Below are 22,778 nucleotides of genomic sequence, written 5' to 3'. Positions count from 1 at the left end.
CGATGCCGAGCCACGATTAGTTCGATAAAAATACAAGCAAAAAATATAATTATTGAATTCTCCAAAGAAGACCCACTAGCAAAAAAGATGATAAATTATTAAGTATGTGGGGTACACAAGCCGAAATGTAGGCATATTTATAGGAATGCGTTCGCCACAAAATAAAAGAATATGAGAATGAAAAAAATAAAATCATTGGCCCAAAAAAAGTATAGATTCCATTCATTCCATGGAAAATTGCGGCCACCACGGCTATAACACAGCAAACAATGATTTTTTCATTTGAAAAAAATGAGGCTATTTTAATAAATAAACCCAATATTAATGTCTCTACGACGGGGGCAAAAATCACCACTCCAAGAAAATCTTTAACATTAAAACCTTTATATGTGTCAGTCGGTAGGCGTGTATCTTTTATCCCAATCGCCAGCATCAACCCGTGAGTAAAAGCAACGACAATAATTGCTCCTATGGTGGTCACCAAAAAGGCCTGAAAACAAAATCGTATAAGTGATTTCCTGTCTAGATTTGGCGGGTTAAATATATTTGAAATAGTTTTCTTACACAAATTAGCTGCCTTTCTCTTTGGGAATTTAAGCCGTTGATCGCAAGTTTCCTGCGCACCAAATGCATTGCCTTCACTTGATGGCATCATCTTCAAGTTCACAGGAAACAGAAGCTCATTGGCTAAAAACTTCATCTCCAGTTGCGGAGACTGGTTCCGTCAGTTGCGTGTAAGTCACTCTTCGCAACTTTGACTTGGTGGTCGAATGGGCAGGAATGCTCTCACATCTGCCCACCCAATCCGCTATTTATAAAGTTGCACTTCGAATTTCAACTCGCGCCTTATCCAAAATGGCTCGAACCAGTACTACCGCTTGACACGTTGCCGCCTATACCCGCTCCGCTGTAACCGCCGCCGGTTGCGCCGTTACCGTTTCCATATGACCAACTCCCCGTAGCACCGCCGGTAGATGGCGTTGGCGTTGGCGAAGAAGGAGAGGTAAACCAAGAGTAGACCCCGTTCCCAACAACTCCTGCTGCAACATTAGCCGCAAAACCCCAAACCCCTTTGCCAACTGTACTTCCAATACCTGCGCTCACAGTGCCGCTGGTTGTTCCGCCAAAACAACCAATATAACTATCCCCACCCGCCACAGCACCCACTTCACAAATATTCAGTTCTCTCATCATTCACTCCATTAAATCATCCGAAAACGCTGTCGGACTTTCAGCCTCCGGCACATTTCCAAGTCAACTCCCTGTGGAGACTACCTTGGGCTTAGCACCCAGAACTTTGAGCTGGGCACGTGCCGCCAACACCGGCTCCAGCACCCACTCCCATACTTTTCTGCGCTCCTGCAATACATCGGCCTCCAGCGTCAGCCCAGCCTTCAGGGGCATGGACTCGCCATAAGCCTGAATGCTTTGCTCATCCAATTGCACGTTGATGCGGTACAGCGCCTCATTGCTGCCCGCCTGGGCAACCAGCTGCTGGGCCAGATTGGCCGGCAACTCACTGGGCGCAAAGGGCGTGGCCGACACGGTGGTGATGTGGCCGGTGTGCAGACCAAATTTTTGATACGGGTACGCGTCGTAACGCAAATAGACGGTTTGGCCGGGGCGCACAAAACCGGCGGTGCGGCTGGGGGCAAAAAGCTGTGCTTGCAACGGGGCTGGCTGCTGCCCCGGTGCGCCGCTGCTCACAGGCACCAGCGTGGCCAGGGTTTGGCCGCTTTGCACGGACTGGCCCAGTTTGAGGTTCAGCGCGGTCACCGTGCCGTCAAAGGGGGCGGTGACCACGGTGCTTTGGCGGGCCGCGTTTTCGCTCATTTCCTGGTCCAGGCTGGAGCGGCTGCGTTCGATCTGGGCCAGGTCGGTCTGGAGTTGGGCGCTCAGCGCACTGCGTTCGCCTTGCAGGGCTTGCAGGTCTTGCTGCAGCCCCAAGCGGGCACGCTCCAGGCTTTGCAGTCTGCCGTCGGCATCGATCAGTTCCTCTTGTTTGGTTTGCACCTGGGCGGCTGCCACAAAGCCTGCTGCGGCCAGTTGTTCGTTGCGGGTCAGGGTGGTGCGGGCCAGTTGCACGCGGCGCTGTTGCAGGCTGCGCTCTTCTTCAGCCTGGCGCAGTTCGGCTTGCAGGGTGCGGATGCGGTCGGTCAACACGTCTTCGCGTTGACGGGTTTGCAACTGGCGCAGGGTGCGCTCGGTGCTCAGGCTTTGCTGGCGGGCCAGGATGTGCTGGGCCGCACGCTCAGTGGTGTCGCCCATGCTGCCGTTGAGCAGGCTCTGGCGCTCAGTGTGCAGCACCAGCAGCACATCGCCTGCCTTGACTACTTGGCCCTCGGTAATGGGCAGTTGGCGCAGCACGCCGGATTGTGTGGCGGTGAGGCTCAGGCTGCCCAGGCTGGGCACCAGCAGGCCGCTCAGGCGGGCTTTGCGGTTGACTTCACCCCAGGCGGCAAAAGCTACCAGTGCCAGCGCCAGGCCCAGCGCTGCGGTGGTGAGCACGGCAAACGATAAGGGGGCTGCCCAGCCATTAGGCGGCTTGGGCTTGGTGGACTTCGGGTCTGAACAAGGTCATGCTGCCAAGTTTCACCTTGGACGCATGGCGTGGCAATCCTACAGATGTAGCCCTACAGATGTAGGGGCTGGACATCTTTTCAACGGAAAAGCATCCACTCGCTTTTCTTCGAGGCCGTGGTCATTGAGTAAACTTTGGTCAGCTGATATGGCACGGAATCACTTCCAATTTGCCACGGACGGGTGCTCGCACGGACGGCAAGCTCCAAGCGGTTGGACAACCCGTGGCGCTGAATCAGGCTGCACACATGGTCACACACGGTGTTATGGCTGATGCCCAAACGTGCTGCTATGGTTTTATTGCTCAATCCATGTGCCAGCAAAACCAATACCTCGGATTCGCGCTGCGTGCATTGAATCAATTTTCCCTCCCTCTGAAATTTTTTTGAAATACACACGCATGACAAACACGATAACTTCATTGAACTTACTACAAACTTAACAAATATCCACATTCCAGTTGGACTAGTTCAATACCCCATTGGCATCATAAAAATAAACTTACAGCATGAACGATGATGAACTCAAAGACAACGCCTAACAGCGATTACTAGCATGTCCCCGAACGATCTCCACCTTGGCCGCAACCAGCGCTGCTGCAAATTCAGGGCTGGCCAGGTAAGCAAATTCCTGCGCTCGGGCCACGCCAATCTCGTCACCCGGCTCGGCGGCTTGCGCCGGGTGGCACATCAGGATTCCGCCCGCCGGTGCACGCGCCAGCCAGTGCGCCATCAAGGTCGCATAGCGGGCTGAGTCACCCTCAAAGTTATAGATGCCAAACAGGGCTCTAGCACTTAATATTCCTTCACAAGCAGCTCTTTTTTCAAGAGCATTGGCTCCCATCCAGGCAATCACTCGGCTTTTGATGTCACGCAGACCTGCGGGCGCGCGTGAGATACGCAGGTAGGGTTGGACGGTTGACGTGGCGTAGCGTTGGCTCAGCACCTGCACCAAGGCCTCTCGAATCCCGGCAAACTGCTGCACATGCTGGTGACCATCCACATAGTCTGGTGGAGCTTGCCAGTGCGCCTCAAACAGGTCCAGCTGACGTTCGATCACGCGGCTGGCCTGTACCTGGTCAAAACCGCCCAGCACGGCCCGGCGCATGGCGGCTCCCAGCGGCATGCCGTACCCGGCGGCGATGGCAAAGCTGCTGGTCCAGTCCAAGTGCAAGCCTACGTCGATCTGGCCACGCAGGTCTTGCAGCAAGGCAACATCCTGCCCCCAGCGTGGCGACAGCACCATGGCGCTGGTGGCGCTGATACGGCCCATGTGGGCCAGCTTGGCCATGCCCAACGAGGCACTTTGGTGCACCGCAAAATCATCAGCACACACAATCACCTGGCGCATGGTGGGCACAGAGGGTGTTCGAGTCAGCGCCTGCGGGTCAGCCATGTGTACTCCAGAAGCTCGGTTGTGCATAGTGTTGTTTCAGGTAATCCACCCACAAACGCACCCGCAGCGGTAAATGTTTGCGCTGGGGAAATACCGCATAAATGCCGTTGGGCGGTGCGGCAAAATCGTCCAGCACACTCACCAATACCCCCGAATCCAGTTCCGCCTGCACCTCCCAAAGGCTGCGCCAGGCAATGCCATATCCGGCGCGGCACCAGTCAAACAGCACCTCGCCGTCCGAACAACTCATGGGTCCACCTGGCTTGAGGTGAATCACCTCCATGCCGTCTTTTTGCGGCAGGGAAAAAGCCCAGCCCCGGCTTTGTGAGGCCTCACTGCTCATGGTCAGACAATCCAGCTTGGCCAGATCATGGGGATGCGTCGGGGTGCCGTGTTGCCGCAGGTACTTGGGCGTGGCCACACACAAGCGGCGGTTGTCGGCCAGGCGGACGCTGACCAGGGAAGAGTCCGGCATGTCACCCACCCGCACGGCGCAGTCAAAACCTTCTGCGGTCAAATCAACCACCCGGTCACTCAAGCTGAGTGACACGGTGACCTCCGGGTGCAGCTCACGAAAACGTGGGACCAGCGGGGCCACATGGCGGCGGCCAAACCCGGCGGGCGCGGTCAAACTCAAATGGCCACTGGCCTTGATGCCCCCGGCGGACACACTGGCTTCGGCATTGGCCAAATCCGTCAGCAGGCGTTGACAATCTTCCAGAAAAGCACTGCCTTCATGCGTGAGGCTGACCCGGCGGGTGGTGCGCACCAGCAGTTTCACGCCCAGGCGCTCTTCCAGCGCATCGAGCCTGCGCCCAATGATGGCCGGGGCTACCCCCTCAAACTTGGCGGCAGCGCTCAAGCCCCCACGGGCTGCGACCGCGACAAACGTTTCCAGTTGCTTGAATGTGCTCATGGCACCAGACGTTACCACCTTCATGCGAATTCTCGGAAAAATAGCATATTTGAACCAAAACTATTGAACAAATCGCCCTCTAGAGTCCATGAACAATGCGCAAGCAGCTACTATTTCAATAGTTTCAAACCCGCTAATGCAGCGAATCTGCCGCTGCAGGGGACTAGCCTTGCAAGCTTGCTTCAAGCTAATGCGCCGGGTCTCGGGACAGCTTGAGCACCAGTTCCAGCCGGTTGGCGACCCCATAAAAAGTCAGCACCGAAGAGACATACTCTTTGACCGTGTGATCGGACAGGCCAAGCTGGCGGGCCATGACCTTATTGGCCGTGCCACGCAGCAACAGCTCTTGCACCTGTTGCAAGCGCGGCGACAGGTTGCGCGTGGCGGCCTCTGCGCTGGCCGTGTCGTGCAACTGGGCCGCCAGGGCGGGTGGCACGTAAAACTCACCCGCCAAAATATGCGCAAAGCCGTTCAGCACCAGCTCGGGGTCGGCTGTTTTGGGAATGAATCCGCGCACCCCTGCGGCCAGTGCCGTGCGAATCAGGCGGTGCTCGGGATCGGCGGAGATCAAAACGGTGTGGTCAATCCGGGTCGATTCACACAGGCTTTTGAACAACAGGTGTTGCGGGTCATCAGGCAAATTGATGTCCAAAAAAATCCAGTCTGGCGCGGGCAACTTTTGCAAGGCCAGACGCGCCTGCTCAGCCGAATAGGCGCTTTGCACCTGCGCCCCCGACTGGGTCGCCGCCAGCAGCGCGGCCAGGCCCTGGCAGGTCAACGGGTGATCATCCACAATCAAGATATTCATGGGTTTCTTTCTTCGTTTCGGCGCTCCAGCAAAGCCCCCAGGGTATAGGCCAGTACGGCGGCATCCACCGGCTTGGAGATCAGCATGTAGCCGGCATCTTCGGCGGCTTGCTGCACGGTTGGCAGCATTTCACCGGTGATCAATACGCCAATGGCGGCGGGAAACTTTTGCTGCAAAAAGTCGAGCAACTCAATGCCGTTCATTGTGCCCGGCAGTCTGAAATCACACAGCACACATTCAGGCACCCAATCGGGTGCACACACCGCCAGCACCGAAGCGTCCCCACGGGTGGCAGAGCGCACATCCAGCTGCCAACTGCCCAGCAGCGCCTGCATGGCGAGTTGAACCAGTGGGTCATCTTCCACCAGCAAGACCCGCCGCCCGCGCAGCCAGACACCGGCTTGCACCACCCCATCACTCTTGGTCTGGGCAAAATGCAGCAACACCTGGCTCTTGGGGTGTGCAACGATCAGCCTGCTGGGCAGCTCCAGCCGAAAGCGCGTGCCCCGGCCTGGCACAGAGTGCACGCTGACCGTCAAACCCAGCAGTTCGCAGGCGTGCCGCACGATGGCCAGCCCCAAGCCCAGCCCTTTGCTGCGGTCACGCTCGCGGTTGGCCATTTGCACATAAGGGTCAAAAATGCGCGACTGATCCGCCTGGGCAATCCCGATACCCGTGTCCCAGACCTCAATCCACAACCCACAGGCCGCGCCATGGCAGCGCCGCAGTGCCAGCAGCACGCCGCCACGCGGGGTGTAGCGCAAGGCATTGCTGAGCAGGTTGGCGACTATGCGCTTGAGCAGGACTTGATCGGTACACACCCGCATGCGCTCCAGACCGGGAGCCAGAAAGCTGCGCAAGTGCAGACCCTTGGCCTGCGCCTCGGGCTGCGAGCGCGCCAGCACGCCCTGCAAGGCCTCTGGCAAATCAAATTCGCTCAGGGTCGGTTTTTCAGAGCCACTTTCCAAGCGAGAGAGTTCCATCAAGGCGTTGAACAAGCCGTTGATGGACTGCCCGGCCTGGGTGATGTGCTGCATCAGCGGGTGGTTCATGGCCGCAGGCACCTGCTGGCGGTAGGCTTCGACCAGCAGCAACAAGGCATGCACCGGTTGCCGCAGGTCGTGGCTGGCAGCGGCCAGGAACTCGGATTTGTCGCGGTTGGCCTGGTCGGCACGCCTAGCTTGCTCGGCATTGTTGCGGGCCAGCTCTTCATTGGCCAAGCGCAAGCGAATGGCGTTGCGAAGCAAGGCTTGGGTGTGGTGCATGGCAACCAGCAGGGCAAGTGCATAGATCCCATACTCCAGAACAATGGTCAGAATGTTCTCTCCGTAAATTTGCGGCAAGTACGCAACAAATATCAACATGGTGACCCCGGCGCTCACCATCGAACCTAAAAAATCATTGGCCAAATTGGCGAAGGCTGAATGTCCCACAATCCCAGTGAAAACAATCAGGATGAACGCGTTATGGGCAGCGGCCTGCGGAGCCATTAGGAAACTCGTAGCGCCCCAACCGATGCTGCTGAACAATTGCAACGCACGGCGATAACGCAGCCAGCGTCTGGTGATCCTCCTATCGGGTTTCTGCAGATGTGCACTCAACTTGAAATGCCACAACAGAACAAAGTAAAACAACCCAACCAGAATCGAATACCCAAGCCATATCCCAAGCGTGAGCGCGTGCGCATACTCATAAGAGGCCAGAGTCACCAAAAATGTCAAGACAATTTGACCGAAACCTGAGCTCCGCAAATTGCGATAGCCCAGCAAAAACAAGGCATGATCCACTTCCGGCTCATCCACCGGAGCGCGCAAGCGTAAAAGCAGGTTGGTCAAGCTCATGCCACACGCTCCACACCATGCCGTTTCAACACCGCACCCAGGGTCGAAGCCAGCACCAACGCATCCACCGGTTTGAACATCACCATGTAGCCAGCCTCTTCGGCCCGGGCCTGCACCGTTTGCACCAACTCGCCGGTTTGCAAGATACCAACCGCCTGCGGATAGCAGTCTTGCAGATAGTCCAGCATCTCAATGCCATCCATGGCACCAGGCAGCCGGAAATCGCACAACACGCACTCGGGTTGCCAATCCGATCCACACACCTTGATGGCACTGGCATCACCGGTTACGGCACAGCGCAAGTCAATGCCCCAACTGCCCAGCAGCGCCTGCATGGCGTGCTGGATCATGGGGTCGTCATCCACCAGCAGAATGCGCCGCCCATACAACTGGTTGGCAATGTGCACGCTGTCCGGCAAAAACCGGGTGGGGGTTTGCTGCGCTTGCGGCGCAGGGGCATGCGTGCACAACCCAGCCGGAAGGTGCAGCCGAAAACAACTCCCACGCCCGAGCTGGGAGCGCAGTGTCAGCCCAATGCCCAGCAACTCACTGGCGTGGCGCACAATGGCCAACCCCAGGCCCAGCCCTTTGGTTCGGTCACGCTCGCGGTTGGCCACCTGCACATAGGGATCAAAAATTCGGGCCTGATCGCCCTGCGCGATGCCAACCCCGGTGTCCCAGATTTCCAGCCAGTAACCGTCTCCACCGTGCGCCAGGCGCAAGCTCAGGAGAACACCGCCCTCAGCGGTGTAACGCACAGCATTGGTCAGCAAATTGCCCAGCATGCGCTCCAGCAGCAGTTTGTCGGTACACAACATCAATCGCTCGGCGGCTTTGCCCACCTGGCAGCGCAAGGTTAAATTCTTGCGATCAGCCTCCGGTCGCACCCGCGCCACCATCCGGGTGATGGACTCCGAAAGTTCAAAAGTGGCCACAACCGGTTGCTCCATGCCACTCTCCAAACGCGAAAGCTCCATCAAGGCATTAAAAAGAGAACCGATCGACTGGCCCGCCGTGGCAATATTGAGAATCAATGGATGCTGGGCCGCTGCAGGAACCTGCTGGCGATAGGCCTCTATCAACAGCAACAAGGCGTGTACTGGTTGGCGCAAGTCGTGGCTGGCAGCTGCCAGAAATTCGGATTTATCCCGGTTGGCCTGCTCGGCGCGACTGGCGTTTTCGGCATTTTTCCGGGCCAGATGTTCATTGGCCAGACGCAGCTGAATGGATTCAATCAACGTCAAGTGCGCATTGCGCGCCACCCAGGCCATCACCGACAAATACAACAAACACATGCCCATGACCACCAGCGCTTGATCCCCAAATGCCGCCGGAATTTGCGACAGCAAGACCACGATGGCCAAACTGACACTGACCACAAAACCTTGCAAATCATGCGCATTGCTGACTGCTGAGTAAGCCAGGGCCCCGGCAAAAGAGGTCATTACCATCAGGTTGTTCACCTGAGCACCAGGAACAAACAAGAAACCAAGACCACCCCAACCAAGACCGGTCGATGTCACCATCCACAGGTGGGCCACTTTCCATTGCCGAAAAACTGCGGGGTGGATACCAGGACGATTGGCCCGTTGGCGAAAGCCCCAGATCCCGAGGCCGAAAATCACGGCCATGACCAGCATGTAGGCCAGCCAACTGACAACGCGAACATGCGCAACCGTTGCCCAGGCACCAGCAGCCACCAGCAAGGACAAACCGGTCTGCCCAAGCACATGCACCGCCAGGTTGCGATAACCCAGCACGAACAACTCCTGCTCAACGGCGGGATCGTAAGTGTGAAAAAGACGTAATTGAAGCACGTGGGCAATGGTTAGGCGGCAATTCATCAAAGTATCGGTGCATTTCGGATGCTGACGATACCCCGCCATGGTGGGGGTAGGCATCCCCCCACCAGAGGGGTGCCCATTTCACCGGACTATTTCTACGATTCAAGTTCACATTTTTAAGGAGTTTTCATGCGTTCGATGGCTCATCTTGGATTGAAGAAAATCAGCATCCACAGCATCTTGCTGGCGACGGCCACGGCTGCGGCCTTGACCTTGGCGGGTTGCGGAGGCGGTGACAGTGCGGCGACAGGAGGAAGTGGCAGCACGGTGACGGGCCAGTTTGTCGATGCCACGGTAGTAGGGCTGGGTTACAAGTGCGGCACATCCAGCACACTGTCGGGCAACACCGATGCCAATGGCCAATTCACCTGCAAATCAGGTGAAGCGGTGGCGTTTTATGTGGGGGGCATCCTCCTGGGCTCGGTACCTTCTGCCCAAGCCCTGGTCACACCGCTTGACCTGGTCGGCGCAGGCGCCACACCGGGCAACACCACGGTCAACAATATAGTGCGGTTTCTGATGTCGATCAGCAGCACGCCAGCCACGGGTGGAACCCTCACAATTGACCCTGCCGTTGTCACGGCGGCAACCGGAAAATCGGTTGATTTCACCAAGGTTCTTGCCGCTGATCTGGACACCTTGATCAACGCCATCAAACCGGCCGGGGCCACTGTTGCTACCGCGGCGGACGCCACCGCACACATGTCCAACAGCCTGAATGCGCTGTTTGCGGGTGCGTATTCGGGTAACTTCAGTGGCAGTTTCAGTGGCACATGGAACATCACCATTGATGCCAAGGGTGTTGTCTCCGGTACGGCAACCGACAGTACCGGGGGGACCGGAGTCGTCACCGGCAGCATGGCCACCACCATGGGAACAGGCTCAACCTATGCCTTTTCTGGCACTGGCGGGGGCACTCCGTGGGTGGGCACTTTGAACCTGAACACCCGCCAATTCAGCGGCACCTGGGATGACGGTGCAGGGGCCAAAGGCACATTCACGGGCGTGACGGCAACCACGCCGGTCACCACACCCGGTGCGAGTGGTGGCAGCTTGACCCTGGCAGGCACCCACAACGCGGGAAAAGCCAGTTTTACCCCGGCTGACCCTGTCACCTGCTCTTCTGTCAATACAGGCACACTGCTGAATGTGAACTGCGTCAACCCAGCCGCGGGTGACAGTCTGGCACTGCAACTGATTGGCACGCCCGCCGTCGGCAATACCTATACCGTCAACAAGTCGGGGACAGGGTCTTCGCCCAATACCGTGATGGGGGTGGACTACATCCAAATCTTGAATGGTGCGGCCACATGGAGCTCAGCGGGTGGCGGCACGGTCAAGATCACCGCTTTGTCAGCCACATCGGCCACCTTGTTGTTCACCGGTGTCGGACTCTATGCGGTCACCGCCACCACACCCGCTACCGGCAACATGACGCTGAACGGCTCGATCACCGTGGGTATCCGGTAATTCAAAGCCCACCACAAAACTCATTTCAAAATTTTCTTGCGTTCATCTGTTCAGAGGGGGCCATGCTCCCTCTATTTTTTGGCTTTCACCCCCCCGAAGGAGGGGTACACAAGCCTAAAGTCAGCCCCCAAAATTGACCCATCTTTTTCCCTGGAGGTTTTATGCATCATGCAACTCGGTATTTATGGACAGCAGGATTGCTTGCCGCTTTGACAGCTTGTGGAGGCAGCAGTGGCAGTGGAAGCACGGCTTCCGTCGTCACAGGCGTTGCAGCGACTGGTTTGGCCATTTCTGGCGGCACGGTCAGCCTCAAGTGCGTCTCAGGTACCGCGTCTTACCCCGCAACGGGGACAGACGGCAGTTTCAGCATCGATGTCAGCGGCGTGACCCTGCCCTGTGTTGCCCGGGTGAACTTCAAAGATGCTTCGGGTACAGCCCAACAATTACATTCCTTCGTGTCAGCCGCTGGAAATGTCAATATCACCCCCATCACTGAGTTGTTGGTTGCCAAGTTGACCGGTGCAGCTGCAGCCAATGCTTTTGACACATTTAACGCTGCGTTGCTGAAAGCCATTTCTGCAACGCAGCTCTCGGATGCATCCAAAGCCGTCAAAGCCTATCTGGCCGCAAACTTGGGCATGACCGTGACCAACTTGCCCGATGATTTTGTGGGCACCAAATTCAAACCAAAAACCGCAACCACTGCTGGTGATGCCTTTGACGGGGTGTTGGATGACTTCAAGGTCAAACTGGGTGCCAAATCACTCGCTGACGCAGAAGGCGAAGTCATCATCGCCGGTGGCAATGGAGGTACGGCAGGTTACCCCGCCACGGCAACGTTTACCGGCAAACTCTCTGACGGCTCGGCCTGTACCGTGGATGTTGCGGCTGACCACAGTGTGAGCGTGAGTGCGGCCAGCTGGGCCTATACCGGTGGCAGCATCAAGACCATGCTGGATGGTTTTTACTTTGATAACGCCAATGGTGAAATTGCCCCAGCCGTGTTTTACAGTGGGACGCGCCGCTTTTTTGAATCCAATGCCGGCAATTACCAGGCCGCAACAGCTGCTGCACCAGCCTACAACACAGGCCTGAGTTTTGATGCCACCAGTGGCAAACTGATCATGGCCAGCGGCAGTGTGATCACCGACACCTCCTTCACACCAGCCGCAGGAGCCAATTTCAACTTCGTTTGTGCGGGCGAGGCTTACCCGGCAGGAACCCCTGTGGGCGTTTCAGAATTTAACAAGGCAACACCTTCACGATTCAAAGCAAGCACCCTGGTCGGCGGCCCGTTCACTGCACCCACCGCCAACAACCAGGCCTGCACTTTCTCGGTGGATGCGACAGGCAATGCCAGCATCAGCTGGGCCGGTTTCACCACCACAGGCGGCAAACTTGATCTGCCCAATACATGGCTGACAGGAGCTGCTGATCAAAGCACTACTCAGGCCAAATACGACATTTACTACAGCAAAACAACGGGTGCTATTGTTGGAACCAGTATGGGCGGCAGCGTCATACTGACCCCTGACGAAAGCGCTGGTTCGGACTGGTTCAGTGTCACCATCAGCCAATCTACTACCAACAAGCAGGCTGTCGTTTTGGCCAATGGTTTAGCCAGTAACCCCAAGAGCGTGACCTGTAACACGGCCAATGACCCCGCTGGTAAATGGGCGCAAGTCGCAAGCTACATCGGCACCTGGAAGGGCACGAAGGACAACAACTTCCACTTGGGTACCAATGCCACATGCCAACTGGTTGTGGACGCCCATGGTGCCATGACCTACACCGATACGGCCGGAGCTGCAACCACCATCAACAGCACCGCATGGACGGTGACACCCCCCAACAGTGGGGCCTACTTCGACTTCGCCAAAACAGGCACAGCCATCACCTTCAGCATGGACTTCACCGGCACGACCGTCAGTGGAGCCAAGCCACAGGCTTACTTCTGGAAAAGTGGGGCATCCACAGAGTACTGCAACAACATGATCAAACAATAATCCATCAACCTGTCACACATGAAACAGCCCGCATTTTGCGGGCTGTTTTGTTTGAGCTCCCCCCGCTGGAGGGGTACAAAAATCATCCCGGATTGTCAAGAATGGGCGCTTCAATCACTTTTTGGAGGTTTCATGTTCAGATCCATCCGGTTTTTTTGGAGTGCGAGCGCCCTGGCCGTTTTGACGGCCTGCGGGGGCAGTGGCGGGGGCTCTGCCTCAGGCGGCAACAACAACACCAACACACTCACCGGCCTGGCCGCCACGGGAGCCGCCATTGCCAATGGTGATGTCATTGCCAAATGCACCACTGGCGCACCGATTGCCGGAAAAACAGATGTTAATGGCGTATTCACGCTCAACCTGACAGCAGCACATACTGCACCCTGCATGCTCCAGGTCATCCAAGCTGGGCCGCCTAAAGTGGAGCTGTACAGCTTTGCCACCGCTGCAGGCCAAGTCAATATTTCGCCGCTGACCGATTTGGTGGTGGCCAAAGCCATGGGCAGCGACCCCGCCGCTGCCTTTAGCGCCTTTGATGCCAGCAAGGGCAGCAGTATTTCCGGCAATCTGGTTGCAGCCAAAAGCTATGTGCAAACCCAGGTGCAAGCCATCACGGGTTCTGGCACGTCCGACCCACTGACCAGCACCTTCACCGTCGGCAGTGCTGACGATCAGGTACTGGATGCCTTGGGCGCAGCCATTGCTCAATCCGGTGGAAAAACCTTTGCCGACCTGCGCACTGGGGCTCAAAGTGGTTCCCCGTTGACAAACACCGTACCGGCCTTCCTGAGCGCACCAACAGGCGCAACAGCCACCGCCAACGGGGCCAGTCAAATCACGGTGAATTGGGCAGCCGTTCCTGCCGCAACAGGCTACAACGTCTACAGCTCAACCTCGCCCAATGTTCAACTGGTGGCAGGCAACAAGCTCACCGCCACACCTGTTGCCGCCGCAGGAGCCTACGCGGTCAACAATCTGGCCGCCAGCACCGCGTATTATTTCAAGGTGACGGCAGTCAACACCGTCGTCGCAGAGAGCGCAGCCTCTGCCGAGGTGTCCGCCAGCACCGGGGCAGCTGCCGTACCGGTGGCCCCCACAGGTCTCTCGGTCACGCCCAACAGCGCCACACAAATCACCGTGAGCTGGAATGGTGTGAGTGGCGCAACCGGCTACAACGTTTACCGGTCTGCCACAGCAGGCGGCGTGGGCAGCAAGGTGAATGCAAGCCCCATCAACGCGGCCATGAATTATGTAGACACCGGGCTGACAGCCAGCACCGCGTATTTCTACAAAGTGACCGCCCTCAATGCCTCTGGCGAGAGCGCTGCGTCGGCAGAAGCCACCACCACCACCAGCGCAGCCAGCGCCACATTGACCGTGACAACCATGTCCAATGCGATGGGGCCTGTCAGCAGCGGCAAGGTTGGCGATTCGTTTTATGTGGTCGGAACCGGCTTTGAGCTGAACAATGTTTCGGCCACCTTCACCGGCAATGTCCCCGGAGCAGTCGCTTTCCTCAATGGCAGCATGTTCACACTGACGATTCCGACCGGGGCCCAAACGGGACCGATTGTTTTCAAAAACAAGACCAGTGGCGCAACGTTCACATCTGCCTCTTTCACCATTTTGGCAACCCCAGTGGCGGTGGCCCACTGCACCGCTAACGGTGTCGCCACCACCTTGCCCGCAACCGGTGTTACAGGTGTCGACTGGTCGGATTGTCGTGATCAAAGCCCCGGTGCCAGTATGGTGACTTGGGGTAGCAATCAGTTTGTCGCCGCTGGTCAAGGTAGCTTTTCGACCGTGATCAAGACTTCGGCAGATGGTTACACATGGACGGCCTCACCCAGTAAAGTCAATTTCGATCAGATTGCTTTTAACGGTATCCGCTGGATAGGTTTGGTCTCTAACTCGCTCACAACGGCCATCAGCTACTCGACCAATACCACGGTGGACACGTGGACAAATGTGCCGGTGACATTGAAGAACCCCGGCGTGTTGCTCAAAGCGCATGCAGCCAATGATCGCTTTTTTGTGAGTACAAACAATGGTACCTGGCTGAGTTCAACCAACGGTTCTACATGGACAGAATTCACTGCACCTTGCCCCATGGTGGTTACCTCAGGTCAACCCGACTACAACTCGACAGCACCGTCCGGTATAGAGTGGATCAATGGCCGGTACCGAGCTTTGTGCAGCAATGGATCGATGCAGATCTCGAGCGATGGCATCGCTTGGGCAGCTGTATCACCGCAGCTCTCGGGCAACGTCGTTCCTAATCCCAACTACCCGGCAGTACGAGGAAGTAGCCCAACTCTGACGATTTCCTTTTCACCAACAGCCATTGCTTTTAACGGCAGCGTCTATGCCGCGTTGTCTGGAACGACCGCTTGGACTTCGAGCGACGGTGTGACTTGGGCCTATCGTGGCCCAACCACTCTGGCGGGCAATGCGCAATCCATGGTTTGGGCTGGAAACATGTTTGTTGCATTGGGCAAAAACCCTGGTTATGCCACCGTCAATGACAGCATCGTGAGCTCACCCGATGGGCAAACATGGACGGCACGCAACTCAGCATCGGCCACCATGCCGTTGACCAATTTCGCCTACTCGCCAACACTGAATCGTCTGCTGATCACCGGGGTTGCCTCAAACACTCGCAATGCCTTGTTTGTTTCTCCGTAGTTCAACGGTTCGCGTCTCACGCACAGCGTCAACAGCCCGCCCCGTGCGGGCTGTTTTTATCCCACCGCCTTTTGCGCACGCAAGGCCTGGATCGCCTCGGCCGTCAAGCCCAGATCACCCAGCAATACATCCGTATGTTCCCCCAGGGTCGGTGGGCTCAGGCGCACGCCCAGCCGCTGCCCGTCCATGGTGAACGGAAACAAGGTGGCCTTACTGGTTTCGCCCGCATGGGGGCCATCTGGCAACACCATGTCCGCCAGGCCACCAGTGGCCAGCAGATGTTCGTCGTCAAACAATTCCTCAGGCTTGCGGATGGGTGCGTAGGGCAGTTTGTGGGTTTCCATCAAAGCGCTGAGCTCAGCGGCGCTGTAGCTGCTCAGGCGCTCGCGCAGCAATGGCAGCAGGGTGGGCCGCTCACGCACACGGTCGTTGTTGCTACCGTAGCGCGCATCGGCCTTCAGGTCAGCCAAGCCCAGCACGTCACAGAAGGTGGCCCACTGCGCGTCGCTCACGGCAGATAAAAAAATCTGCTCACCATCCTTGACGGTAAACACGTCGTACACCGCCCAAGGCGAGATGCGTGCCGGCATGGGCGCGGCAGCCAGGCCGGTCATCACGTACTGCAGCATGTGTTGGCCAACCAGAAACACGTTGTTCTCAAACAAGGCACTTTGCACTTCTTGTCCGCGTCCGGTGATGCCACGCTGGATCAAGGCCCCCAGCGCACCAATGGCCCCAAACATGCCGCCCATGATGTCGTTGACGCTGGTGCCAGCCCGCAGCGGGTCACCAGGGCGGCCGGTCATGTAAGCCAGGCCACCCATCATTTGCACCACCTCGTCCAGCGCGGTGCGGTGCTCATACGGGCCGGGCAAAAAGCCCTTGTGGCTGACATAAATCAGCTTGGTGTTTTGGGCCGACAAGGTGGCGTAGTCCAGCCCGTACTTGACCATGGTGTCGGGCTTGAAGTTTTCCAGCACCACATCGGCACTCAAGGCCAGTTTGCGCGCCACCTCAGCACCTTGCGACTGATGCAGGTTGAGGGCAATGCTTTTCTTGTTGCGGTTGAACATGGGGAAAAAGCCCGCGCCCGCGCCCAGCAGATGGCGGGTGCGATCACCCTCGATCGGCTCGACCTTGATCACCTCGGCCCCCATGTCGGCCAGCACCATGCCACAGGTCGGGCCCATGACCATGTGGGTAAATTCGACCACCCGCAAACCGGCCAAAGGCAAGGGGCGAGCAGGTGCGGCAGGGGTAGATGAACTCATGGGCTTCTTTCACACATCAAATAAAACAGGCCGCATTATTTCCCAGTGTGCTTGCGAGGCACATCATTCCGCTTCCAAATCATTCGTGTCTAGGCACGAAGTCGCAGGCAGTACAGTCGTACGACAAGGCGAAGCAACAACGACACGGATGATTTGTAAATGGAATTACCTGCATTTTGGTTAAAGCTGTTGCGGCCATGAGGTAACCCCTGGTGTCAGCCTTGTTTCGTAAAATCACACGATGACAAACCCAGCACCTACTCTGCCTGCCAACCAGCCAATCGCCCCACCTGCTCGGGCCGTGTTGTTTGATGCCTATGGCACCTTGTTGGACGTGTACAGCGTAGCCGAATTGGCTGAAGCGCTTTTTCCTGGCCATGGCCAGGCGCTGAGCGTGGTGTGGCGTGACAAGCAAATCGAATACTCCCGCCTGGTCACCACCTGCAACCAGGGTGCGCATTACCGAGCGTTTTCCGAGATCACCCGCTCCGCCCTCATTTATGCTATTAAAAAAATAGCTATTAGCGCAAGCGAATCAAGCACTGCAGACGATTTTCTTTTAGAACATGAGCCCGCCATCGAAATGCTGCTGGCGCAATACCGGCATCTGGATGCCTTCCCGGAAAACCTGGCTGTGCTGCAGCAGCTCAAGGCCCAAGGCACCCCCATCGGGATTTTGAGCAATGGCGATCTGAGCATGCTACAGGCCGCCGTGCACTCGGCCGGGTTTGACGGCTTGCTGGCTCATGTGATCAGCGTTGACCCGGTGCGCAAATTCAAACCCCACCCCGATGCCTATGCCCTGGGCGAGCAGACCATGGGTTTGCCCGCGTCACAAATTCTCTTTGTCAGCTCCAACGGCTGGGACGCGCTGGGGGCCACCTGGTACGGTTTTCAAACGCTGTGGGTCAACCGCTACAACTTGCCGTTTGAAGAACTGGGCCCTCAGCCCACACGCATCGGCCACAACCTGAATGACGTGCTTCACTTCTTTCCTTCCTGATTTTTAACTTTGGACTTCAAAACCATGACTGAACGCATCACCAAAAATGGCCTGCAAGTGGCCACCAACCTGTGCCAATTTATTGAAAAGCAGGTGCTGCCCAATACCGGCATCACCCCGGCCAAATTCTGGAAAGGTTTTGGCAGCATCGTGGCCGACTTGGCTCCCAAAAACATCGCCCTGCTGGCCGAGCGTGACCGCCTGCAAACCGAGCTGGACACCTGGCACAAAGCCAATCCCGGCCCGATCACCCATATGCCGGCTTACCGCACCTTCCTGGAAAGCATTGGCTACCTGGTACCCCAACCGGCCAAAGCCCGCATCACCACATCGAATGTGGATGCCGAACTGGCCAAACAAGCCGGCCCGCAGCTGGTGGTGCCGATCCTGAATGCCCGCTACGCCCTGAACGCTGCCAACGCCCGCTGGGGCTCTCTGTATGACGCGCTCTACGGCACAGACGTGATCGACGAAACCAAAGGCTGCGAAAAAGTCGGCAAGAAAGGTGGCTACAACCCCAAGCGCGGTGCCAAGGTGATCGAATACGCCCGCTACGTGCTCGACCGCTGCGCCCCGCTGCGCAAGGGCTCGCACATCGACTCAGTGGCATACAGCGTCAAGGGCGGCAAACTGGCCGTGAAACTGGCCGATGGCAGCAACACCAGCCTGGCGGATGCCAGCCAATTCGTCGGTTTCCAGGGTGAAGCCAAAACCCCAAGCAGCGTGCTGTTCGAGCACAACGGCTTGCATCTGGACCTGATCATCAACCGTGCCACCCCCATTGGTGCCAGCGACCCAGCCGGTGTGTCTGACCTGGTGGTCGAAGCCGCCCTCTCCACCATCCTGGATCTGGAAGACTCAGTGGCCGCCGTGGATGCGGACGACAAAGTGCTGGCCTACAGCAACTGGCTCGGCATCCTCAAAGGCACACTGACCGAGAGCTTTGAAAAAGGCGGCAAAACTTTGCAACGTGGTCTTAATGCCGACCGCCTCTACACTGCGCCTGACGGCAAAAAGTCAGTGCGCCTGCATGGCCGCAGCCTGATGTTTGTACGCAACGTGGGTCACCTGATGACCAACCCGGCCATTCTGTACACCGACAAGGCAGGCGTTGTGCGTGAAATCCCCGAAGGCATCATGGATGCGGTGGTCACCACCACCATCGCCTTGCACGATCTGGCCAAGACCAAGAAAGATGCCATTCGCAACTCACGCAAGGGTTCGGTTTACATTGTCAAACCCAAGATGCACGGCCCGACAGAAGTGGCCTTTGCCAGCGAACTGTTTGGCCGCGTGGAAAAGATGCTGGGCCTGCCTGACAGCACCGTCAAACTCGGCATCATGGACGAAGAACGCCGCACCAGCGTCAACCTGAAAGCCTGTATTGCTGCCGCTGCCAGCCGCGTCGCCTTCATCAACACTGGCTTCCTGGATCGCACCGGCGACGAGATGCACACTTCGATGCACGCCGGCCCGATGGTGCGCAAGGGCGACATGAAAGCCAGCACCTGGATTCACGCCTACGAACGCAGCAACGTGCTGGTCGGCCTGCAATGTGGCCTGCGCGGCAAAGCACAAATCGGCAAAGGCATGTGGGCCATGCCCGACCTGATGAAAGCCATGCTGGAGCAAAAAATTGCCCACCCCAAAGCCGGTGCCAACACCGCCTGGGTGCCCAGCCCGACCGGTGCCACATTACACGCCCTGCACTACCACCAGGTGCTGGTCAGCGACGTGCAAAAAGAGCTGGAAAAAACCCATGCCAAACGCAAGCCCGAGCTGGAGCACGATGCCCTGCTGACCGGCCTGCTGCACATTCCCGTGGCCGCCAACCCCAGCTGGACAGATGCCGAGAAACAGCAGGAACTCGACAACAACGCGCAAGGCATTCTGGGCTATGTGGTGCGCTGGGTCGACCAGGGCGTGGGCTGTTCCAAGGTGCCCGACATTCACAACATCGGTCTGATGGAAGACCGCGCCACCCTGCGCATTTCCAGCCAACACATGGCCAACTGGCTGCACCATGGTGTCGTCACTGAGGCGCAAGTGAAGGAAACCTTCGAGCGCATGGCCGCTGTGGTGGACGCACAAAACGCGGGTGACCCGCTGTACAAGCCAATGGCCGGGCACTTTGACACCTCCATGGCGTACCAGGCGGCGTGTGACCTGGTATTCAAGGGGCTGGAGCAACCCAGCGGTTATACCGAGCCGCTGCTGCATGGCTGGCGGTTGAAGGTTAAGGCTGCGGCTTGATGATTTGAGGCACATGTTGCTATTTAATGAATAGCTTCTTGCGCAAGTATTTGTTGGGCTAGAACCTGATTTTGTTTGAAAGTTTTGAAAACAGCACCTGCGGGTGCTGTTTTTCTGTGGGGTAGTTCACATTTCCAATGCAGAATCACCGTCAAATGGACACATATCAAAAGTCAGACCAAAAAAAAACAGGCGTACCTGCTATGTGGCATTGAATTCAAAAGGAAGGACGTGACCCATGGCAGACATCAAAACCCAAAAGCTCATCTATCACTTGACTGCGTTTGAAAATCTGCCAAGTGTGTTGGCGCAAGGTCTAAAGCCTCGCTCGCAATTGACTCGATTCCATGACGTTGCTGATCAGGACATCATTCAAAAGCGAAGTACCTTGAGGCTGGAGAACTGTGTACCTTTTCATTGGTTCGTCAAAAACCCTTTTGATGGCAGCGTTCAAACAGCGCACCGGAATAAACCCTTTGCACTTATCTGCGTTCGCCGCGAAGTCGCTGCCAGAAACAATTGGAGCGTCATTCCACGGCATCCGCTTGCCAACGCTGAAATCGAATTACTGAACTACGAGGCTGGATTCGCGGCCATTGATTGGGAAACGATGAACAAGCGCGATTACCATGACTCGAACTGCAAGAGTGTCTGCATGGCCGAATGCTTGGCCCCCGGCACAGTACCTGTGAGCCAGTTTTGCAACATTTATGTGCGCACCTCTGAACTGGAAAAGAAGGCAAGAGCTTGGGCAACGCAGCAAAAGGTAACCGTTTACATTGATGTCAACGAGAACATGTTTCTCCGATGATCTACAAAAACCTCAATCCCGAGAAAGCGCTGATCTGGCGCATCATCCATCGCGACAACCTGCCATGGGTGCTGGCGCACGGCCTGCACTGCGGCAACGGTGTTCAACAAGCGCCGAACTGGGTACACATTGGTAATTCGGAGTTGATTGACAAGCGGGCTCACCATACCGTGCCGCTGCCACCAGGTGGCGTGCTGAACGACTATGTGCCGTTTTACTTCACGCCCTTCTCGGTGATGATGCGCAACATACGCTCTGGGCGTGGTGGTGTGCAACAGCGGGACAACGATGAAATTGTGATTCTGGTATCGAGCCTGCATCATGTGGCGCAGCAAGGGCTGCCGTTTTTGTTCACCGACATGCACGCCTACTACCGCTGGGCCACTTACTACAACGATCTGGCTCACCTGGACAAAGTGGATTGGGCGCTACTGCAAGCGAGGGACTTCAAACGTGACGAAAACGACCCCGCCAAATTCGAGCGCTACCAAGCCGAAGCGCTGATCCATCGGCACTGCCCGGTGTCCGGGTTGATTGGGATGGTTTGCCATTCAGAAGAAGGCAAAATGCAGGCTCAAACGCAAGTTGCGGCTCAAGGGCTGAATTTGCCGGTTCATGCACGTCCGGGGTGGTATTTCTGATGCTCAATTTCACAACAGGTAATTTGCTGGAAGCCCGCGCCCAGGCGCTGGTGAACACGGTGAACACCGTCGGCGTGATGGGCAAAGGCATTGCGCTGATGTTCAAAGAGCGCTTTGCTGACAACTATCGCCAATACGCCGCTGCTTGCAAAAGCGGACAAGTCAAAACCGGCCACATGTTTGTCACCAAGACGACCGAGCTGGACGGCCCGCGCTGGATCATTAACTTTCCCACCAAGCAGCATTGGCGCTCACCCTCCCAACTGGAATGGGTGGTTGAAGGTTTGCAGGATCTGCGCCGCTTTCTCATCGACAACGAGGTCAAGTCCGTTGCCATTCCCCCCCTCGGTGCGGGCAATGGCGGGCTGGACTGGAACCACGTCAGGCCGGAGATCGAGCGTGCATTGGGCGATTTGACTGAGATCGACATCACCGTGTTTGAGCCAACCAGGCAATACCAGAATGTGGCCAAGCGCGCCGGTATTGAAAAACTGACCCCAGCCCGCGCACTGATTGCCGAGTTGGTCCGCCGCTACTGGGTGCTGGGCATGGAATGCAGCTTGCTGGAAATCCAAAAGCTGGCCTGGTTTCTGGAGCGCTCCATTGAACGCTTCATGCCAGGCAACAATCCGCTGGCACTTCAATTCGAAGCCAACCGGTATGGCCCCTATGCCAACCGCCTGGACAAGCTTTTGGACAAACTCGACGGCAGCTACCTGCATTGCGAAAAGCGCATTGCCGATGCCGACAAACTTGACGTGATCTGGTTTGATGATGGTCGCAAAGACTTGGTACAAGCCTATTTGCAGAGCGAAGCCAAGGCTTACCTCCCGGCACTGGAGGCCACCGCCGAGCTGATTGACGGCTTTGAATCTCCCTTTGGTATGGAGTTGCTGGCAACCGTGGATTGGCTTTTAACCCGCGAGCAGGTTACCCCCACCGTGCCTGCCCTGCGTGAAGCCCTGAAGCGCTGGCCCATTCCAGGCGCGGCGCAACGCAAGACCCACCTCTTCCATGACCAAGCCATCAGCATTGCGCTGGAGCGTTTGACCACGTCCCCGCTGTGCAACGCCGTACCACCACAGCCAATCTGCGTTTTGCCTGCGTGAACCGATGCTGTGGTTTGATTTCTTGATGCGCCAGATTGCTACTTAATTGATAGCTGTTTGCGCAAGTATGAATTGGTCTAGAGCCTGATTTTTCTTATAAGTTTTAAAAACAGCACCGGCGCCTCTGGTTTGTTGTTGAGCCAGC

General features: G+C 57.0%; 17 protein-coding genes. 8 read left to right on the top strand and 9 right to left on the bottom strand.

Going from position 1 to position 22,778, the window contains the following annotated elements; genetic code table 11:
• Positions 1 to 49 precede the first annotated feature (49 nt).
• The 8 genes from LDN84_RS05570 to LDN84_RS05535 form a co-directional block, all read right to left on the bottom strand.
• Entirely contained in the window at positions 50 to 700 is a 651-nt protein-coding gene (locus LDN84_RS05570; protein ID WP_223909592.1) for a hypothetical protein, read from the bottom strand.
• Positions 701 to 1,254: 554 nt separating this feature from the next.
• Positions 1,255 to 2,508 carry an HlyD family secretion protein gene (locus tag LDN84_RS05565; RefSeq protein ID WP_223909589.1) on the bottom strand — a complete coding sequence of 418 codons (1,254 nt, stop codon included), beginning with the start codon at positions 2,506 to 2,508 and terminating at the stop codon, positions 1,255 to 1,257.
• A 152-nt stretch (positions 2,509 to 2,660) separates the two neighbouring features.
• Positions 2,661 to 3,002, bottom strand: a complete 342-nt coding sequence (locus LDN84_RS23090) for a response regulator transcription factor (RefSeq protein ID WP_223912780.1) — start codon at positions 3,000 to 3,002, stop codon at positions 2,661 to 2,663.
• Positions 3,003 to 3,117: 115 nt separating this feature from the next.
• Positions 3,118 to 3,975 (bottom strand): ChbG/HpnK family deacetylase, encoded by an 858-nt coding sequence (locus tag LDN84_RS05555; protein ID WP_223909587.1) that lies wholly within the window; start codon positions 3,973 to 3,975, stop codon positions 3,118 to 3,120.
• Complete coding sequence (locus LDN84_RS05550; RefSeq protein ID WP_223912778.1) at positions 3,968 to 4,891, bottom strand: LysR family transcriptional regulator; 924 nt, start codon at positions 4,889 to 4,891, stop codon at positions 3,968 to 3,970. Before LDN84_RS05550 ends, LDN84_RS05555 begins: the two co-directional genes overlap by 8 nt.
• A 187-nt stretch (positions 4,892 to 5,078) precedes the next feature.
• Positions 5,079 to 5,699, bottom strand: coding sequence for a response regulator (locus LDN84_RS05545; protein ID WP_223909585.1), 621 nt, complete (start codon positions 5,697 to 5,699; stop codon positions 5,079 to 5,081).
• Entirely contained in the window at positions 5,696 to 7,540 is a 1,845-nt protein-coding gene (locus LDN84_RS05540; protein ID WP_223909583.1) for an ATP-binding response regulator, read from the bottom strand. Before LDN84_RS05540 ends, LDN84_RS05545 begins: the two co-directional genes overlap by 4 nt.
• Positions 7,537 to 9,441, bottom strand: coding sequence for an ATP-binding response regulator (locus LDN84_RS05535; protein ID WP_223909579.1), 1,905 nt, complete (start codon positions 9,439 to 9,441; stop codon positions 7,537 to 7,539). The genes LDN84_RS05540 and LDN84_RS05535 overlap by 4 nt, the downstream gene beginning before the upstream one ends.
• A gap of 72 nt (positions 9,442 to 9,513) precedes the next feature.
• Between LDN84_RS05535 and LDN84_RS05530 the strand changes: the two genes are divergently transcribed.
• The 3 genes from LDN84_RS05530 (at position 9,514) to LDN84_RS05520 (ending at position 15,545) form a co-directional block, all read left to right on the top strand.
• The gene (locus LDN84_RS05530; protein WP_223909576.1) at positions 9,514 to 10,854 is read left to right on the top strand and encodes a hypothetical protein; all 1,341 of its coding nucleotides are present in this window, start codon (positions 9,514 to 9,516) and stop codon (positions 10,852 to 10,854) included.
• Between the two features lie 161 nt (positions 10,855 to 11,015).
• Positions 11,016 to 12,860, top strand: coding sequence for a hypothetical protein (locus LDN84_RS05525; protein WP_223909572.1), 1,845 nt, complete (start codon positions 11,016 to 11,018; stop codon positions 12,858 to 12,860).
• Positions 12,861 to 12,992: 132 nt separating this feature from the next.
• Entirely contained in the window at positions 12,993 to 15,545 is a 2,553-nt protein-coding gene (locus tag LDN84_RS05520) for a fibronectin type III domain-containing protein (protein WP_223909571.1), read from the top strand.
• Between the two features lie 56 nt (positions 15,546 to 15,601).
• On the opposite strand, the gene LDN84_RS05515 is transcribed toward LDN84_RS05520, so the two are convergent.
• Positions 15,602 to 16,816: a CaiB/BaiF CoA transferase family protein gene (locus LDN84_RS05515; protein ID WP_223909568.1), complete on the bottom strand. Its 1,215-nt coding sequence runs from the start codon at positions 16,814 to 16,816 to the stop codon at positions 15,602 to 15,604.
• Positions 16,817 to 17,057: 241 nt separating this feature from the next.
• On the opposite strand from LDN84_RS05515, the gene LDN84_RS05510 reads away from it, so the two are divergent.
• The 5 genes from LDN84_RS05510 to darG all read left to right on the top strand — a co-directional run bounded on the left by LDN84_RS05510 (position 17,058) and on the right by darG (position 22,633).
• Positions 17,058 to 17,819, top strand: a complete 762-nt coding sequence (locus LDN84_RS05510) for a haloacid dehalogenase type II (RefSeq protein ID WP_223909564.1) — start codon at positions 17,058 to 17,060, stop codon at positions 17,817 to 17,819.
• Positions 17,820 to 17,843: 24 nt separating this feature from the next.
• On the top strand, positions 17,844 to 20,072 hold the full coding sequence (locus LDN84_RS05505) for a malate synthase G (protein ID WP_223909561.1): 2,229 nt from the start codon (positions 17,844 to 17,846) through the stop codon (positions 20,070 to 20,072).
• Positions 20,073 to 20,310: 238 nt separating this feature from the next.
• Entirely contained in the window at positions 20,311 to 20,883 is a 573-nt protein-coding gene (locus LDN84_RS05500) for a DarT ssDNA thymidine ADP-ribosyltransferase family protein (RefSeq protein ID WP_223909559.1), read from the top strand.
• Positions 20,880 to 21,524 carry a type II toxin-antitoxin system toxin DNA ADP-ribosyl transferase DarT gene (gene darT / locus LDN84_RS05495; RefSeq protein ID WP_223909555.1) on the top strand — a complete coding sequence of 215 codons (645 nt, stop codon included), beginning with the start codon at positions 20,880 to 20,882 and terminating at the stop codon, positions 21,522 to 21,524. The genes LDN84_RS05500 and darT overlap by 4 nt, the downstream gene beginning before the upstream one ends.
• Positions 21,524 to 22,633, top strand: coding sequence for a type II toxin-antitoxin system antitoxin DNA ADP-ribosyl glycohydrolase DarG (gene darG, locus LDN84_RS05490; RefSeq protein ID WP_223909552.1), 1,110 nt, complete (start codon positions 21,524 to 21,526; stop codon positions 22,631 to 22,633). The genes darT and darG overlap by 1 nt, the downstream gene beginning before the upstream one ends.
• Positions 22,634 to 22,778: the final 145 nt, after the last annotated feature.

The sequence above is a fragment of the Rhodoferax lithotrophicus genome (assembly GCF_019973615.1).
GTDB lineage: Bacteria > Pseudomonadota > Gammaproteobacteria > Burkholderiales > Burkholderiaceae_C > Rhodoferax > Rhodoferax lithotrophicus.
Note: the sequence above shows the minus strand (reverse complement) of the source record. Positions and strands in the feature narration are given on the sequence as shown.

What these genes read in the sequence shown, in the direction of transcription:
- LDN84_RS05570 (WP_223909592.1), bottom strand. Translation starts at nt 700, where the DNA reads ATGAAGTTTTTAGCCAATGAGCTTCTGTTTCCTGTGAACTTGAAGATG.
- LDN84_RS23090 (WP_223912780.1), bottom strand. Translation starts at nt 3,002, where the DNA reads ATGAAGTTATCGTGTTTGTCATGCGTGTGTATTTCAAAAAAATTTCAG.
- LDN84_RS05555 (WP_223909587.1), bottom strand. Translation starts at nt 3,975, where the DNA reads ATGGCTGACCCGCAGGCGCTGACTCGAACACCCTCTGTGCCCACCATG.
- LDN84_RS05550 (WP_223912778.1), bottom strand. Translation starts at nt 4,891, where the DNA reads ATGAGCACATTCAAGCAACTGGAAACGTTTGTCGCGGTCGCAGCCCGT.
- LDN84_RS05545 (WP_223909585.1), bottom strand. Translation starts at nt 5,699, where the DNA reads ATGAATATCTTGATTGTGGATGATCACCCGTTGACCTGCCAGGGCCTG.
- LDN84_RS05540 (WP_223909583.1), bottom strand. Translation starts at nt 7,540, where the DNA reads ATGAGCTTGACCAACCTGCTTTTACGCTTGCGCGCTCCGGTGGATGAG.
- LDN84_RS05535 (WP_223909579.1), bottom strand. Translation starts at nt 9,441, where the DNA reads ATGCCTACCCCCACCATGGCGGGGTATCGTCAGCATCCGAAATGCACC.
- LDN84_RS05530 (WP_223909576.1), top strand. Translation starts at nt 9,514, where the DNA reads ATGCGTTCGATGGCTCATCTTGGATTGAAGAAAATCAGCATCCACAGC.
- LDN84_RS05525 (WP_223909572.1), top strand. Translation starts at nt 11,016, where the DNA reads ATGCATCATGCAACTCGGTATTTATGGACAGCAGGATTGCTTGCCGCT.
- LDN84_RS05520 (WP_223909571.1), top strand. Translation starts at nt 12,993, where the DNA reads ATGTTCAGATCCATCCGGTTTTTTTGGAGTGCGAGCGCCCTGGCCGTT.
- LDN84_RS05515 (WP_223909568.1), bottom strand. Translation starts at nt 16,816, where the DNA reads ATGAGTTCATCTACCCCTGCCGCACCTGCTCGCCCCTTGCCTTTGGCC.
- LDN84_RS05510 (WP_223909564.1), top strand. Translation starts at nt 17,058, where the DNA reads ATGACAAACCCAGCACCTACTCTGCCTGCCAACCAGCCAATCGCCCCA.
- LDN84_RS05505 (WP_223909561.1), top strand. Translation starts at nt 17,844, where the DNA reads ATGACTGAACGCATCACCAAAAATGGCCTGCAAGTGGCCACCAACCTG.
- LDN84_RS05500 (WP_223909559.1), top strand. Translation starts at nt 20,311, where the DNA reads ATGGCAGACATCAAAACCCAAAAGCTCATCTATCACTTGACTGCGTTT.
- darT (WP_223909555.1), top strand. Translation starts at nt 20,880, where the DNA reads ATGATCTACAAAAACCTCAATCCCGAGAAAGCGCTGATCTGGCGCATC.
- darG (WP_223909552.1), top strand. Translation starts at nt 21,524, where the DNA reads ATGCTCAATTTCACAACAGGTAATTTGCTGGAAGCCCGCGCCCAGGCG.